This window comes from Corynebacterium sanguinis, assembly GCF_007641235.1.
Classification (GTDB): Bacteria; Actinomycetota; Actinomycetes; order Mycobacteriales; family Mycobacteriaceae; genus Corynebacterium; species Corynebacterium sanguinis.
The window spans coordinates 2,019,294-2,034,290 of sequence record NZ_CP038157.1; the positions used below are offsets into that span (position 1 = coordinate 2,019,294).

At 66.0% G+C, this 14,997-nt stretch carries 12 protein-coding genes; 3 read left to right on the forward strand and 9 right to left on the reverse strand.

Annotation, left to right across the window (positions count from 1 at the left end):
- Positions 1-37: 37 nt before the first annotated feature.
- The 3 genes from E3227_RS09775 (at position 38) to E3227_RS09785 (ending at position 4,087) form a co-directional block, all read left to right on the forward strand.
- Positions 38-640, forward strand: a complete 603-nt coding sequence (locus E3227_RS09775; protein ID WP_136651273.1) for an MBL fold metallo-hydrolase — start codon at positions 38-40, stop codon at positions 638-640.
- A 101-nt stretch (positions 641-741) separates the two neighbouring features.
- Entirely contained in the window at positions 742-1,713 is a 972-nt protein-coding gene (locus E3227_RS09780) for a DoxX family protein (protein WP_246062676.1), read from the forward strand.
- Between the two features lie 88 nt (positions 1,714-1,801).
- The gene (locus E3227_RS09785; RefSeq protein WP_144318321.1) at positions 1,802-4,087 is read left to right on the forward strand and encodes a HelD family protein; all 2,286 of its coding nucleotides are present in this window, start codon (positions 1,802-1,804) and stop codon (positions 4,085-4,087) included.
- On the opposite strand, the gene E3227_RS09790 is transcribed toward E3227_RS09785, so the two are convergent.
- From E3227_RS09790 to E3227_RS09830, 9 genes are all read right to left on the reverse strand, one after another.
- Positions 4,013-4,468, reverse strand: coding sequence for a universal stress protein (locus E3227_RS09790; protein ID WP_144318322.1), 456 nt, complete (start codon positions 4,466-4,468; stop codon positions 4,013-4,015). The genes E3227_RS09785 and E3227_RS09790 overlap by 75 nt on opposite strands.
- A 2-nt stretch (positions 4,469-4,470) precedes the next feature.
- A complete protein-coding gene (locus E3227_RS09795; protein ID WP_144318323.1) occupies positions 4,471-4,929 on the reverse strand; it encodes a universal stress protein in 459 nt (152 codons plus the stop codon).
- Between the two features lie 19 nt (positions 4,930-4,948).
- Positions 4,949-7,042, reverse strand: a complete 2,094-nt coding sequence (gene uvrB, locus E3227_RS09800; protein ID WP_136651278.1) for an excinuclease ABC subunit UvrB — start codon at positions 7,040-7,042, stop codon at positions 4,949-4,951.
- A 24-nt stretch (positions 7,043-7,066) separates the two neighbouring features.
- Positions 7,067-7,420, reverse strand: coding sequence for a DUF4259 domain-containing protein (locus E3227_RS09805; RefSeq protein WP_136651279.1), 354 nt, complete (start codon positions 7,418-7,420; stop codon positions 7,067-7,069).
- 55 nt (positions 7,421-7,475) lie between these two features.
- Positions 7,476-8,075, reverse strand: coding sequence for a dephospho-CoA kinase (coaE, locus tag E3227_RS09810; protein ID WP_136651280.1), 600 nt, complete (start codon positions 8,073-8,075; stop codon positions 7,476-7,478).
- A gap of 68 nt (positions 8,076-8,143) precedes the next feature.
- Complete coding sequence (gene rpsA / locus E3227_RS09815) at positions 8,144-9,613, reverse strand: 30S ribosomal protein S1 (protein ID WP_136651281.1); 1,470 nt, start codon at positions 9,611-9,613, stop codon at positions 8,144-8,146.
- 193 nt (positions 9,614-9,806) lie between these two features.
- Positions 9,807-10,850 (reverse strand): winged helix DNA-binding domain-containing protein, encoded by a 1,044-nt coding sequence (locus tag E3227_RS09820; RefSeq protein WP_144318324.1) that lies wholly within the window; start codon positions 10,848-10,850, stop codon positions 9,807-9,809.
- Positions 10,834-13,437 (reverse strand): DNA polymerase I, encoded by a 2,604-nt coding sequence (gene polA, locus E3227_RS09825; protein ID WP_246062957.1) that lies wholly within the window; start codon positions 13,435-13,437, stop codon positions 10,834-10,836. Before polA ends, E3227_RS09820 begins: the two co-directional genes overlap by 17 nt.
- Positions 13,438-13,497: 60 nt before the next feature.
- A complete protein-coding gene (locus E3227_RS09830) occupies positions 13,498-14,967 on the reverse strand; it encodes a peptide MFS transporter (protein ID WP_144318325.1) in 1,470 nt (489 codons plus the stop codon).
- Positions 14,968-14,997: the final 30 nt, after the last annotated feature.

Here is a 14,997-nt window from a genome sequence, read left to right on the forward strand (position 1 = left end):
CACCCCAGCCGCTAAGCGAGTAGCTAGGCTGGCCCACATGAGCACCACGTTTACTCTTCACCAGATTTCCGTGTCCGACATGGACAACAACGTCTACCTCATCGCCAGCGAGGGCAAGGGCTTGCTTATCGACGCCGCCGCCGACGCCCCCGCCATCTTCCGGTTGGCCGAGGAGGCCGGCGTGGAGATCACTGACGTCCTGACCACCCACCGCCACAAGGACCACACCCGCGCGCTGCCGGAGGTCCTGGAGCGCACCGGGGCGCGCCACTGGGCGTCGTTCCTCGACGCGCCCGCGCTGCCCGCGCCGGTGGACGTGGAGCTGGGCGACGACGACGCCATCGAGTTCGCCGGCCAGCGCCTGAACACGATGATTCTGCGCGGCCACACCCCCGGCGGCGCGGCGGTGGTCGTCGATATCGACGGCACCCCGAACGCCTTCGTCGGAGATTCCCTGTTCCCGGGCGGTTTGGGCAAGACCGCGGGCGAGGGCGAGTTCGTGCGCCTGTTTAAGGAAGTGACCACCAAGCTTTTCGACGTCTACCCCGACGCCACCATCGTCCGTCCTGGCCACGGTGAACCGACGACCCTGGGCAAAGAGCGAGCCTCGCTTGACGAGTGGTGGCGGCGACGGTGGTAATTGTTTTTCGTTAAGATTAAGGGACAAGCAAGAAACAGATTCGAATACGAAGAAGGTTTGTCTATATGATCCGCAAGCTTGCACGCCCTATGCTCGCGTCCGTGTACGTGATTGATGGCGTCGAAACCGTCATTAACCCCTCCGCTCACCGCGAGAGCGCAGAGTCCGTGCTGACCAAGCTCCGCTCCGTCGTCCCCGCCCCGTACCGTGCGTACCTGCCGTCTTCCCCGGAGACCGCAGCGCAGATCGTGGGTGGCGTCAAGGCTGGCGCTGGCTCCCTGTTTGCGCTGGGCAAGGCACCGCGCACCGCGGCGACCCTGCTCGCCGTGACCGCCATCCCTTCCCTTGTGGGCCGCCACGCGTTCTGGGAGGCTACCGACGAGGATGAGAAGGCACGTCGCCGTAGCGGCGCCATCTCCGACGCCGCCCTGCTCGGCGGCATACTCCTCGCCACCGTCGACACCGCCGGTAACCCGGGCCTGCAGTGGCGCGCCAAGCAGGCCGCTCGCGTGGCCAAGAAGAACGTCCAGCAGGCGCTGCCGACCCAATCCGAGTCCGAGAAGGCTCTGAGCAAGGCTGGCGACTGGATCTCCGAGACCACCGACCAGGTCACCTCCTACGTCGACGACAACAAGGACGACTGGGCAAAGACCGCGTCCAACCTCGCGGAAGACGCAAAGAAGCAGACCTCGAACTTCCTGTCCTCCGCGTCGAGCTTCATCGACGACGCGACCACCCAGGCGCAGGAGGCCTACCAGGACGCGAAGCCGAACAAGCTGGAGCAGTTTGTAGCGAAGCGCAAGGTCAAGTCCACTGCAAACAACATCGCTGACACCCTGCAGTCCACCCTGGATGACCTCTCCCCGTCCGCTCTGGACAAGGTCAAGGCAAAGCGCAAGGCCTCCAAGGTGCAGAACCGCGCCCAGGACGCCGTGTCCAACCTGCAGGACGCGTTCTCCGATCTGGATCTGGCACCCTCGCGTCGCCAGAAGCGCAAGGCTGAGAAGAACGTCAAGCAGCTGCAGAAGCGCGCCGAGAAGGCCGTGAAGCAAGCTCAGAAGAAGCTCGGCTAGTCTTTCCGTCAGCGCAAGCGCTCACCCCGTCACCACACCGGTGGCGGGGTTTCGCCGTTGGTAGAATGGCGCTTTCTGTATTGACGTTATGACCCACCAAGGAGGCCCGCGGTTGAGTGGATCGCCGGAGATTGACCGGGAGCAGGCCTACGCGGACATGCTCTTTTCGCGTCTCGACGCCGAGGTGGCCGCCGCGCGCGCCCAGCTCGATAAGGTGCAGGCCGACGTCGACCCGGACAACCCCGACTCCGACGCGCTGGTGCGGCGCGAAACGCAGTATCACGCGCTCAACGCCAAGCTGGATACCCTCAACGTGGCCGAGGTGGGCCTCGTCTTCGGCCGCCTCGACATAGCAGACTCCGACGCCGACAACCCCGTCGAGGGCAGGCCCGAGCTGGACCGCCGCTACATCGGACGCATCGGTATGGAGGACCGCGCCGACAACTACCGCACCCTCCTGCTGGACTGGCGCGCCCCGATGGCCCGGCCGTACTACCTGGCCACCACGGCGCACCCGGAAGGAGTGGAGACGCGGCGCACAATCCGCATGCGGGGACGCACCGTGACCGCCGTGGACGACGAGGTGCTCTCCGGCGAGGGCGCCTCAGACAGGCTTTCCGACGTCGGCTCCGAGGCCGCCCTGCGCGCCGCGATGAACGCCGCGCGCACCGGCAGGATGCGCTCGATCGTCGAGACGATCCAGCGTGAGCAGGATGAGATCATCCGGGATGCCACGCGCGGCGTGCTCGTCGTCCAGGGCGGCCCGGGCACGGGCAAGACCGCCGTGGCGCTTCACCGCGTGGCGTACCTGCTGTACACGTGGCGCGAGCAGCTCTCGCGCGCGGGCGTGCTCATTGTCGGCCCGAACGCGACGTTTTTGGACTACATTTCCCGGGTGCTGCCCGAGCTCGGCGAGACCGGCGTGGTCCTGTCGACCGTCGATACGCTCGTGCCCGGCTTCACTCCCGAGTCACACCGGGAGTCCACGGCCGCGCGGGAGGTGAAGGGCTCGGCGGAGATGGTGACGGTGCTCAAGCGCGCCGTACAGCGGCTGGAAACGGTGCCGGACGAGCCGGTGGCCCTGCGGATCGGCTCGGTCACCATCGAGGCCACGCCCGCAATGATCAAGGCGGCCCGCACCCGGGCGCGCCGCTCGCGCAAGCCCCACAACGCGGCACGCCCCGTCTTCGCTGAGCACCTGACGCAGCTTCTGGCGGAGGCGCTCGCCCACCGCATCGGCGAGGACCCGCTCGGCGGCGTGAACCTGCTCAGCGCCGCGGACGTCGACCAGCTTCACGACGACCTCGCCGAGGAACCGCAGGTGCAGTCGCTTATCGACGCCCACTTCCCCGCCCTGGAGCCCACCTCCGTGCTCGAGGGGCTGCTGACCAGCCGGGAGGCGATCGCAGAGGTGGCCTCGGACTACGATGACTACACCCGCGAGGCGCTCTACCGCCCGCCCGGCTCCCCCACCACGCCCGCCGATACCGCCCTGGTGGACGAGCTGGCGGAGTTGATCGGTGTGCCCGACCCGGAGGAGGCGCGCCGCGCGGAGGAGGACGAGTGGCGCCGCCAGGTCGCCGAGGCGGAGGACGCGCTCGACATCCTGTCCTCCTCGGCGTCGACGGACAACGACGACGACCAGTTCGAGGCCGAGATCCTCTCCGCGCACGACATCATCGACGCCGAGACCCTCGCGCGCCGCCAGCGCGTCACCGACGTGCGCTCCACCGCCGAGCGCGCCCGCGAGGACCACACCTGGGCGTACGGCCACGTGATCGTCGACGAGGCCCAGGAGCTCTCCCCCATGGAGTGGCGGATGGTGTTTCGGCGCTCGCCGTCGCGCTGGATGACCTTGGTCGGCGACACCGCCCAAACCTCGGCTCCCTCCGGCACCGACGACTGGGCGGCCACCTTGGAGCCGTTCGTGGGCACGCGCTTCAAGGTCCACGAGCTGAGCGTGAACTACCGCACCCCGGCGGAGATCATGGTGCTCGCCGACCGCATCCTGGCTGAGATCGACCCGGAGGCGCAGCCGGCCACCGCGATTCGCTCCACCGGTCACCCGGTGCGTGTGCTGCCTTCGGGGGTACAGCCCCCGTCGCCAAGCGACGGGCGCACGAGTGCCGTGATCACCGCCGACAACGTCGCCGAGATCAAGGGCCTCGAGTTCGACCACGTGACGGTCGTGGAGCCGCAGGAGCTTATCGACGCCTCACCGCAGGGCTGGCAGGACCTGTACGTTGCCGTCACCCGCGCGACCCAGACGCTGACCGTAATCGGCGACGTCGAGGGCGGGCTACTTCACGGTGTGGACGATCATGACGTCACAGTCGGACTGCCGGGCGACGTCGGCGGGCACCGAGCCCAATAGCCTCCCGGTCAGCGTGTTGATCCCCCTGTTGCCCACAATGAGCAGATCCGCGTCAAAGTCGTTGACGACTCCCATGAGTGCCTCCACCGGGGTGCCGGCGCGGGTGGCGATCTGGACCCGCTGCGCGCCGGCGGAGCGCGCATGGGCCTCGGCCTCTTCGAGGTTTGCGCGGGCCTGCTCGTCACCCAGGATGGTCACCGAATCCATCCGCGGGGTGCGGGCCGCCTCCTCATCAGAGGCGTAGTAGGCCGTGGCGATGATGAGATCCGCGTCGAAGGCAGCGGCGATGCGCGCCGCCCGCTCGACCGCGAGCAGGGAGGATTTCGAGCCGTCGCTTCCGACGACAACGGTTGTGTAGTCGCGAGCGCTGATCGATTCCATGGTTAGTCGTGGCCTTCCGCGCGGGTGTCCACCAGCACGACGTCGACCGGGGCCTTCTTCGCCACATCACCGGGGATGTTGCCAAAGATCCGGCCCGCCAGGGTGCGCATCCCCTTGTTGCCCACGACGAGCAGGTCCGCGCCGGTTTCCTGCACTGCGTCGAGAAGCACGTTTGCGGGCATTCCGGGCTTGGCCATCAAGTTGATCCGCGGCGCCTGCTCCTCGCGGGCAATGTCCTCGGCCATGCCTAGGATGCGAGCGGCGTCGTCGTCGGTGACGATATCCACCTTCGACTGCTCGGCGTTGCTGGAGTTCAGCAGCGAGGTGTTCGCGCTGTAATGCGCGCAGATGACGGTCAAGTCGGCGTCGTACACCCGCGCCATGCTCGCGGCCGCGCGCACCGCCATGAGCGATGTCGCCGAGCCGTCCGTGCCGACTGCGATAGAAGAATACGTGTGCATATCTGCAATAAATCCTTTCCTAAACTCCGACTTCTTTCATACCACGCAGTTCCTTGCGCAATTCCGCGATCTCGTCGCGCAGCCGGCCGGCCAGCTCGAACTTCAGCTCGCGCGCGGCGGCTCCCATTTGCGCGGTCAGGTCGTCGATAAGCTTCTGCACGTCCTTGGACGTCATCGAACTCACATCGGGCTTCTCGACGACCGCGGCTTCGCCGCCAGACGCCTGATCGCTATCGGCATTCTCGTAGACCTGGTCGAGGATGTCCGCGATCTTCTTGCGCAGCGGCTGCGGATCGATCCCGTGCTCCGCGTTGTAGGCGAGCTGCTTCTCTCGGCGCCGCTCCGTCTCCTCGATCGCGTCGCGCATCGAGTCGGTGACTTTGTCGGCGTACATGATCACGGCGCCGGAGACGTTGCGGGCCGCGCGGCCGATGGTCTGGATCAGGGACTTCGTCGAGCGCAGGAAGCCCTCCTTGTCTGCATCCAGGATGGCCACCAGCGACACCTCCGGCAGGTCGAGGCCCTCGCGCAGAAGGTTGATGCCGACGAGCACGTCGTACTCGCCGAGGCGCAGCTGGCGCAGCAGCTCCACGCGCTGCAGGGTATCAATATCCGAGTGCAGGTAGCGCACCTTGATGCCGTTGTCGAGCAGGTAGTCCGTGAGGTCTTCCGCCATGCGCTTGGTCAAGGTGGTCACGAGCACGCGCTCGTCGCGGCTGACGCGCTGGCGGATCTCCTCGATCAGGTCGTCGATCTGGCCCTTCGTCGGGCGCACGTGCACCTGCGGGTCCACCAGGCCGGTCGGGCGGATCACCTGCTCGACGAACTCGCCGCCGGTGGCCTCGAGCTCGTAGTCCCCGGGCGTGGCCGACATGTAGACCACCTGGCCCATCCGCGCCTCGAACTCGTCGAACTTCAGCGGGCGGTTATCCACCGCACTCGGCAGGCGGAAACCGAACTCCACCAAGTTGCGCTTCCGCGACATGTCGCCCTCGAACATGCCGCCGATCTGCGGGACGGTGACGTGGGATTCGTCGATAATGGTGAGGAAGTCCTCGGGGAAGTAATCGATCAGCGTCGCCGGCGCAGAACCTGGCGGGCGCCCGTCCATGTGGCGCGAGTAGTTCTCGATGCCTGAGCAGAACCCGACCTGCTGTATCATCTCCAGGTCGTACTCCGTGCGCATGCGCAGGCGCTGCGCCTCGAGCAGCTTGCCGCGGTTCTCTAGGTCCTCCAGCCGGCCCGCCAGCTCGAGCTTGATCGCCTCGATCGCCTTTTCCATGCGTTCGTCGGTGGCGACGTAGTGCGTCGCGGGGAAGATGCGGACCTCCTCTTCCCTACTGAGCACCTCGCCGGTCAGCGGGTGGATGTAGTACAGCTCGTCGACCTCGTCGCCGAAGAACTCCACGCGCACCGCCACTTCCTCGTACGCGGGGATGATGTCGACGGTGTCTCCCTTGACGCGGAACGTGCCGCGCTTGAAGTCGATGTCGTTGCGTTCGTACTGGACGTCGACAAGCAGGCGAAGGAAGCGATCGCGCTCGATCTCCTCGCCCTGGCGCAGCACGATGGAGCGATCGAGGTAGGACTGCGGGGTGCCGAGGCCGTAAATACACGACACGGAGGCGACCACGACCACGTCGCGGCGCGACAGCAGCGCCGAGGTCGCCGAGTGCCGCAAGCGCTCAACGTCGTCGTTGATCGACGAGTCCTTCTCGATGTAGGTATCGGTCTGCGCGATGTACGCCTCCGGCTGGTAGTAGTCGTAGTACGAGACGAAGTACTCCACCGCGTTGTTCGGCAGGAGCTGGCGCAACTCGTTGGCAAGCTGCGCCGCCAGCGTCTTGTTCGGCGCCATCACGAGGGTCGGACGCTGCTGCTTTTCGATCAACCAGGCCGCCGTCGCAGACTTACCCGTACCCGTCGCGCCGAGCAGGACGACGTCCTTCTCACCGCGGTTGAGACGCTCGTCGAGCTCCTTGATCGCCGCGGGCTGGTCACCGGACGGCTGATAGTCGGAGATAACCTCGAAGGGCTTTTCGCGCCGCTCGATCTCGCCGACGGGGCGAAACTCTGAATGCGCGATAACCGGGTGCTCTGCCGCAAATGCCATGCACCCTAGTCTAGCCAGGTGCCGCTAGCGCACGACGCGCGCTGTGGCGTCGAGCCATTGCTGCAGCTCGCCAGCGTCCGCCCACATTTCGTACAGCTCGGAGCCGCGGGGCTGGATCACCTCTTTGACCTTCGACTCGACCCAGCGCCGGTCCTTGAACGCGAACTTGTACGCGCGGGCGGACTCGAAGCGCTGGTCCGGCACGAAGCCGTTCATCACCGCGGCGAGGACGACGAGGGCCTGGCCCTGCTCGCTGTCGAGTGGTGTGGTCTCGCAATCGAAACGGAATTGGTCCATGCGAAAAGTACCGTCCGCCAGCTGCTGAACGGTCTCCGTTGCGACGTCGTTGTCGAAGGGGCCCCAATTCCACGTACCCATGAGGAAACACATTAGGCCAGTCTTCTTAATGGGACTTTGCCAATAGTTTAACGGTTCATAACATCTTACCAATGCGCACGACGACTTCGTTCACCCGCTGTTTAAGCTCCTCGAGCGACCCGTTGTTGTCGATCACAACATCCGCCTTTTCCCTGCGCTGCGCATCCGAGATCTGCCTGCTGATGCGGTTGCGCGCGTCCTGCTCGTCGAGGCCCCTGCTGCTGACGAGCCGGCTCACGCGCTCTTCCGGGTCGACATCCACCACGATGGTCAGGTCCATCTCCTCGTCGAGGCCGAGCTCCACGAGCAGGGGCATGTCGTAAACGGCCGCGGCCGCGCCCTGCGCCTCCAGCACGTTAAAGCGCCGGTCCGATTCCGCGCGGATCGCCGGGTGGGTAATCGCGTTGAGAGTGCGCGTACGCTCCTCGTCCGAAAACGCCCTGCGGGCGAGTTCCGCGCGGTCGAGGCTGCCGTCATCAAGCACAATGTCATCGCCAAACGCTTTGGCGACTTCGGCCAGGACCGGCGAGCCTGGCTCCATGTTGTCGCGCGCGACCTGGTCCGCGTCGACGACCGGGTAGCCAGCTTCGCGCAAAAGCTTAGCGACGGTCGACTTACCGCTTCCGATTCCTCCAGTGAGCCCGATTTTTAGCATGGACCCATCCTAGACAACGAAAAAGGCCCCCGAAGGGGCCTTTTCACACGCGCAGACTACCTGCCGGTTTAGTTACCAGCGAGCTTGTCGCGCAGTGCAGCGAGCTGCTCATCAGACGCCAGCGAACCGCCGATGGACTCTTCCGAGTCGGAGGCTGCCGGAGCTGCAGCGTCCGCGGACTCGGAGGAGTAGTTCGACTGGTCCGCACCCTGCTCGGCTGCCTCTGCAGCAGCCGCGCGGTGGCGCTCGATCTGGGCAGTGTGAGCCTGGTGGCGACGCTCTGCCTCGGCGTAGCGTGCCTCCCACTCCTGGCGGGCCTCGTCGAAGCCCTCCATCCACTCGTTGGTCTCCGGGTCGAAGCCCTCCGGGAAGATGTAGTTACCCTGCTCGTCGTAGGAGTCGGCCATGCCGTAGCGGGACGGATCGAACTCCTCGGTGTAGTCCTCGTCAGCCTGCTTGAGCGACAGGGAGATGCGGCGACGCTCAAGGTCGATGTCGATGACCTTGACCATGACCTCTTCGCCGACGCCGACAACCTGGTCCGGAACCTCGACGTGGCGCTGCGCCAGCTCGGAGATATGGACGAGGCCCTCGATGCCCTCCTGGACGCGGACGAACGCACCGAACGGCACCAGCTTGGTGACCTTGCCCGGAACGATCTGACCCACAGCGTGGGTGCGGGCGAAGACGCGCCACGGATCCTCCTGGGTCGCCTTCAGCGACAGGGAAACGCGCTCGCGGTCGAGATCGACGTCGAGAACCTCGACGGTGACCTCGTCGCCGACGGTGACAACCTCGGACGGGTGGTCGATGTGCTTCCAGGACAGCTCGGAGACGTGCACCAGGCCGTCAACACCGCCGAGATCGACGAAGGCGCCGAAGTTGACGATGGAGGAAACGACACCCTTGCGCACCTGGCCCTTCTGCAGCTGGTGCAGGAAGTCGGAGCGGACCGCGGACTGGGTCTCCTCCAGGTAGGCGCGACGGGACAAGACCACGTTGTTGCGGTGCTTGTCCAGCTCGATGATCTTTGCCTCGAGTTCCTGGCCGATGTAGGGGTCCAGGTCGCGGACGCGGCGCATTTCGACGAGGGACGCCGGCAGGAAGCCGCGCAGGCCGATGTCGAGGATGAGGCCGCCCTTGACAACCTCGATGACCGTACCGGTGACGGGCTGGTCGTTGTTCTGCAGCTCCTCGATCGTGCCCCAGGCGCGCTCGTACTGCGCGCGCTTCTTGGACAGGATGAGCCGACCTTCCTTGTCCTCCTTGGTCAGGACGAGAGCGTCGACCTCGTCGCCGACCTCGACGACCTCATCCGGGTCGATGTCGTGCTTGATGGAGAGCTCGCGGGTCGGGATGACGCCTTCGGTCTTGTACCCGATGTCGAGGAGAACCTCGTCGTGGTCGACCTTGACGACGGTGCCGGTGACGATGTCGCCATCATTGAAGTACTTGATGGTCGCGTCTACTGCGGCGAGAAAGTCCTCAGCGCTGCCGATGTCGTTGATGGCAACCTGGGGTGCGTTGGAAGTGGGCATATTTGTTAAGTGCTCCGAAGAAATAGGAGATCGAAAGTGGACAGTGGCGCATCTCTCACGTGCAGTGATCTCATTTTGGGCACGGTTCAAGCCCTCCTACAAAGCTTAAAACCGCCCCGAAACGCAGATACGCCCTTGACATGCTAGTCTTTCGCGCTCTCAAGGGCAACACGGCCTCCCTTGCCTATCACGGTTACATCTCGACGGCCCCGAGCGCTGGGTAGGCAGCGAACTTACGCCGCACACCGGCATGGGCGTACTTGGGCACCCCTCCCACGTCGTCGATGACGAGTGTGCCGCCGGCACCTTTCCACGTCCCTCGGACAACACCGTCGACCACGATGGACTTGCGGAAGATTCCCATGTTGCGCGGGGCAAGGTGGGTGTGGACCTCCTCGGTCATCGCGAACAGGCGGTCCTTGTAACCGAGGATGTACTCGTCAAACGCGGGCAGCAGGTGCGGCTCGCGAAACGCCGAGGCTGGGGTTGCATCAAGCACCTCGGGCAGTGACGCGTGGAAGTAGTCCTCGCCGTCGCGAGTGAAGTCGTCGCCTAGATGCTCAAGCGCGGTGCGCACCTCACGTACGCCGAGCTTAGACCACCAGGTCACGTCTTCGCTGGTGACGGGCCCGTGCGTGGCGACGTAGCGGCGCACCAGCTCGTCGACCGCATCTTGGCGCTGCCCGTTGAACCGCTCCGCGATCCCGGGTGCTGCGGGCGCCGGGCCGAGTAGCTGGTTGCGTCCGAGGTAGGCGCAGGAGCCGTCGACAAGCAAGACGTAGCGGGAGCGATACACCATCGCATTGACGGGCTCCGGACTGTCCAGCACTCGGGCGACGATTGCCTTGTACTGGGCGTTGTCAACGGGCCCGTGTTCGAGGACGGCGTCGCGGATCGCGTCGATACGCGCGGGGCTCACCCCCGCGGCATCGGCATTGCGAAGCGCGCCAGCGACGCCGGGCTTGGCCAACAGTTCGGTCAACCAGCGCATGTCCGCTGCCAAGGCAACGAAGACGGTGCCGCGCATCGGGTAGGCTCGCACGATCTCGTGGCCATCGAGTGCGGCAGCGACCGAGTCGATGCCGCCGGCATTGCGCAGCGCGATCGAGGAAAAGACCATCGTTTCCTGGCCCTGCATCAGCCCGAACGCGCGCACCGCGTCCACGGCGCTGGGCCACCCGTGGCCCACGAGCCGCTGGGAAAGCAGACGCGCCCTGGCCCTAGTGCGCTGCTTCATCCCAGTTTTCACCCGTCCCGGCGGAGACCTCCAGCGGCACGCGCAAGGTAATGGCGGAGTCCATTTCGCGCTCGACGATCTCGCGTACCCCCGTCAGCTCCCCGGGCGCGACCTCCACGACGAGCTCGTCGTGGACCTGCAGCAGCACCCGCGATGCAAACGGCTCCAGCGCGCGGTCGACGCGGATCATCGCCACCTTGATAATGTCCGCGGCCGAGCCCTGGATCGGCGCGTTCAGTGCGGCGCGCTCGGCGTTTTCGCGGGCGACGCGGTTGTCGCTGATCAGCTCCGGCAGGTAGCGGCGCCGGCCGAAGACCGTGGAGGTGTAGCCATCGCGGCGCGCCTGCTCCACCACGTTGTCCAGGTAGCGCTTGACCCCGCCGAAGCGCTCAAAGTAGCTCTCCATGATGCTCTTCGCCTCGCCCGCGGAGATGGAGAGCTGGTTGGACAACCCGTACGCCGACAGGCCGTAGACGAGGCCGTAGGACATGGCCTTGACGCGGCGGCGCAGCTCCGGGGTGACCTGGTCGATGGGCACATCGAAGACGCGCGAGCCGACGAAGTTGTGCAGGTCCTCGCCCTCGCGGTAGGCCTCGATCAGGCCTGAGTCCTGCGACAGGTGCGCCATCACGCGCATCTCAATCTGCGAGTAATCGGCGGTAAGCAGGCATTCGTAGTCGGAGCCCACGGTAAACGCGGAGCGGATGCGCCGACCAGCTTCGGTGCGCACCGGGATGTTCTGCAGGTTCGGGTCCACCGAGGACAGCCGGCCCGTGGACGCGACGGTCTGCTTGAAGGTGGTGTGGATGCGCCCGTCGTCGGCGACCGCCTTGATCAGGCCCTCGATGGTGGACTTCATCTTCTGGTACTCGCGGTGTGCCAGCAGCTTGTCCAAAAACGGGTGGGGGTTCTTCTCCGCCAGGGCCTCGATCTCGCCAGCCGCGGTGGAATACCCAGTCTTGGTCTTCTTCGTCTTCGGCAGCCCCAACTTGTCAAACAGGACCACTGAGAGCTGCTTGGGGCTCGACAGGTTCAGCGAGGGCTCGTCGACAAGCTGGCGGGCCTCCTCCTCGACCTGGGTGACCTTGGCCGCGAAGTCCTTGAGCTGGCCCTCCAGCACGTCGACGTCCACGGCGATGCCGGCGTGCTCCATCTCCGCGAGGATCGATACCAGCGGCAGCTCGAGGTCGGCGTACAAGTCGTAGGAGTCGATGCCGCGCAGCTGCGTGCTGAGCTCCTCGGCGAGCTCGAGCACCGCCGCGGCCGCGTCCACCAGCGAGGTATCGCCGAGCAGGCTGAGCTGGTCGCCGCCGAGGTTGAGCTGGCGCTGCAGGTGGCGCTGGTACACGTCGCTGAGCTCGTAGGTGCGCTGGCCAGGCCGCAGCAGGTAGGCCGCGATCGCTGTGTCGTGCGCGATGCCACGCAGGGTGATGCCGCGGCCCTTGAGCATGTGGAACACGGTCTTCGCGTCGTGCAGGTACTTCGGATCCTCCGACTCGGCCCAGGCCTTCAAAGCGGAATCCTCCGCGGGAGTAAGCTCGGCGAGCTCCTTATGGACTCCGCGGCGCTGCTTATCGACGACCGCCAGCGCCGACGCATCTCCCCGCCCGGGAGCGCCGTTGCCGGTCACCACCACCGCGAGGCCCTGGCCGTCGCGCTCTGTGAGCCACGTATCCAGCGGCGCGTCGTCGATCTCTACGTCGGCGAGCTCGGCCGTCTCCGGCGCGGGTGCCTCTCCCGTCGTGGGCACGGCCGCGAGCACGCGCTCGCGCAGGTTGACGCCGAACTCCAGGTCGTCGAACGAGCTGGCAACCGCGTTGACGTCGGCCGGCTTCATCTCCAGGTCCTCCGGGCCGACCGGCAGCTCAACGTCCGTGACCATCTGCGTCAGCTCGCGGTTGAGCCGCACCTGGTCGATGCGCTCGCGGAAGTTATTGCCCGCCACGCCCTTGATCTCGTCCGCGTGCTCGATGAGCCCTTCGAGATCGCCGTACTCGGTGATCCACTTGGTCGCGGTCTTCTCCCCCACCTTGGGCACCGAGGGCAGGTTGTCCGACGGGTCGCCACGCAGGGCCGCGAAGTCGGGGTACTGCGCCGGGGTCAGGCCGTACTTCTCCTCCACGGACTCCGGGGTAAACCGCGTCATGTTGGACACGCCCCGCATGGGGTAGAGCAGCGTGGTGGAGGCGTCGACAAGCTGAATGTAGTCGCGATCGCCCGAGACGAGCACGATCTCGAAGTCGCCCCCGGCGCGCGCCTCGGTCACGAGCGTGGCGACGATGTCGTCCGCCTCGTAGTTCTCCTTCGACAGCGTCACGATACCGAGCTCGCCCAGGACTTCCTCGATGATCGGCACCTGGCCCTTGAACTCCGGCGGCGAAGCCTCGCGCTGCGCCTTGTACTCGGGGAAGCGCTCCGTGCGAAACGTTTTGCGCCCCACGTCGAAGGCGACCGCGGCGTGGGTCGGCTTCTCCTCGGCGATGATGTTGGCGAACATCGAGAGGAAGCCGTACACCGCGTTGGTGTGCTGGCCGCCCGAGGTGGAGAAGTTCTCCGCCGGAAGCGCGAAGAAGGCCCGGAATGCCATGGAGTGGCCGTCGATAAGCAAAAGGCGTTGAGTCACGCTGCCCAGTCTAGCCAGGCGCGCCTACCCCAGCTTCGCAGTGATCCACCTGCGGGAGGCGAAGATCGCGGCGCCGACGGCGAGCATGACCGCGGCGGTGGTGAGGAAGTACGTGCGTTCCGACGCCGCGCTCGACGGGTCGTAGAAACCCGCCAGCGCGCCCGACATGGCGGTGCCCAGTGCGACCGAGAGCAGCCAGAGCGCGAACGCGCGAGTGTGAAACGCTTGCGGGGCGACCAGCGTGGCCATCGAGTTGCCGACGGGGCTGAGCATGAGCTCGGCCATGGTGAACAGGAAAAGGATGACAACGATCGCCCAGAACGGCGTCGAGTTCGGCCCGCCGCCGACGAACGGGAGGAACACGAGCGTGGCCAGGCCGATGATGAAAAGCGCCAGCGAGAACTTCGTGGCGTACGACGGCTGGCGCGAGCCCAGTTTGGTCCAGACGACGCCGAAGACGCCGGCGAACAGGATCACAAAGAGGGGGTTCAGCGACTGCACCACGCCGGGCGGCAGCTCGTAGCCGAAGAACGTGCGGTTCAGGCGCTCGTCCGAGTACAGGGCGACGACCGTGAACTGCTGCTGGAACACCGACCAAAACGCCACGGAGGCGGCGAACATCGGAATGAAGCCGATCAGCCGCGAACGCTCCTCTCCGGTCACCAGATCCGAGCGGTGCATCTGCACCCACAGCGTCACCGCCGTCACTAGGGCTAAGACCACCACGATGGTGGACAGGTGCGAGAGCTTGACTACCCCGGTGGCGATGAGCACGGCCACGAGCGCGACGGCCGCGACCACACCGAGCGCGACCGGCACGTAACGGGAGCGCGGCAGTGGGTTGGCCACCTCATGGCCAGCGGTTTCCACGGTGTGGCGGCGCATCAGCACGTACTGCGCCAGGCCGATCGCCATGAGCACGGCGGCGGTGCCGAAGCCCCAGTGGAAGCCCTTCCACCCCCAGAACGCGTTGGTGATCAGTGGGCCGAGGAGCCCGCCGATGTTGACGCCCATGTAGTAGATGGAAAAGCCGCCATCGCGACGCTTGTCCTCACGGCTGTACAGGTCGCCGAGCAGTACCTGGGAGGTGGTTTTCAGCGCACCCGAGCCGACCGCGATGCTCACCAGCCCGATGCCGACGCCGCTGAAGCCGGGGATCACCGCCAGCGAGATGTGGCCGAACATGATCAGGATGGCGGAGTAAAACAGGGTCCGCTCCGCCGACAGGATGCGGTCGGCGACCCACGCCCCGGCGACGCTGGTCAGATACACCAAGCCGCCGTACGCACCGACGATGGACAGCGCCGCTTCCTGGCTGAGCCCGAGCCCGCCGTCCGACACGGAGTAGTAGAGGTAGAAAGCGAGAAGCGCCTGCAGGCCATAAAAGCTGAAGCGCTCCCACATCTCCACGCCGGCGAGATTAGCCAGGCCCCACGGGTGGCCGAGGAACTGGCGCTCGCCGTCGCGTGGCCGCGTTGCTGATTGATTGCTCATCGGCCTAGTGCATCACTGCGTTTTGCCCTG

What these genes read in the sequence shown, in the direction of transcription:
- E3227_RS09775 (WP_136651273.1), top strand. Translation starts at nt 38, where the DNA reads ATGAGCACCACGTTTACTCTTCACCAGATTTCCGTGTCCGACATGGAC.
- E3227_RS09785 (WP_144318321.1), top strand. Translation starts at nt 1,802, where the DNA reads ATGACCCACCAAGGAGGCCCGCGGTTGAGTGGATCGCCGGAGATTGAC.
- E3227_RS09790 (WP_144318322.1), bottom strand. Translation starts at nt 4,468, where the DNA reads ATGGAATCGATCAGCGCTCGCGACTACACAACCGTTGTCGTCGGAAGC.
- E3227_RS09795 (WP_144318323.1), bottom strand. Translation starts at nt 4,929, where the DNA reads ATGCACACGTATTCTTCTATCGCAGTCGGCACGGACGGCTCGGCGACA.
- uvrB (WP_136651278.1), bottom strand. Translation starts at nt 7,042, where the DNA reads ATGGCATTTGCGGCAGAGCACCCGGTTATCGCGCATTCAGAGTTTCGC.
- E3227_RS09805 (WP_136651279.1), bottom strand. Translation starts at nt 7,420, where the DNA reads ATGGGTACGTGGAATTGGGGCCCCTTCGACAACGACGTCGCAACGGAG.
- coaE (WP_136651280.1), bottom strand. Translation starts at nt 8,075, where the DNA reads ATGCTAAAAATCGGGCTCACTGGAGGAATCGGAAGCGGTAAGTCGACC.
- rpsA (WP_136651281.1), bottom strand. Translation starts at nt 9,613, where the DNA reads ATGCCCACTTCCAACGCACCCCAGGTTGCCATCAACGACATCGGCAGC.
- E3227_RS09820 (WP_144318324.1), bottom strand. Translation starts at nt 10,850, where the DNA reads ATGAAGCAGCGCACTAGGGCCAGGGCGCGTCTGCTTTCCCAGCGGCTC.
- polA (WP_246062957.1), bottom strand. Translation starts at nt 13,437, where the DNA reads ATGGCATTCCGGGCCTTCTTCGCGCTTCCGGCGGAGAACTTCTCCACC.
- E3227_RS09830 (WP_144318325.1), bottom strand. Translation starts at nt 14,967, where the DNA reads ATGAGCAATCAATCAGCAACGCGGCCACGCGACGGCGAGCGCCAGTTC.